Raw genomic sequence first — 225 nt, forward strand, 5'->3', positions numbered from 1 at the left:
TGGGAGGCGATCCGTGCCTCCTGGCCGCCGTCAGTCCCATGTGCGGGACGTTACGCGGTCTCGCGACTGACCAGCTTGGAGAGCACGATCGCGGACCGCGTGTGGTCCACCTGGGGTGCGAGGCGGACCTTGTCGAGGGCTTCCTCGAGCGCGGAGAGGTCCTTCGAGCGCATGTGCACGACGGCGTCGGCGCTGCCCGTGACGGTGCCGGCGTCGATGACCTCC

1 protein-coding gene is annotated in these 225 nt (G+C 69.8%); it reads right to left on the minus strand.

Annotation, left to right across the window (positions count from 1 at the left end; all coding sequences use genetic code 11):
- Positions 1 to 50: 50 nt before the first annotated feature.
- Entirely contained in the window at positions 51 to 218 is a 168-nt protein-coding gene (locus BIV01_RS16945) for an Lrp/AsnC ligand binding domain-containing protein (protein WP_302847434.1), read from the minus strand.
- Positions 219 to 225: the final 7 nt, after the last annotated feature.

The sequence above is a fragment of the Curtobacterium sp. MCBA15_013 genome, from assembly GCF_001865095.1.
Classification (GTDB): Bacteria; Actinomycetota; Actinomycetes; order Actinomycetales; family Microbacteriaceae; genus Curtobacterium.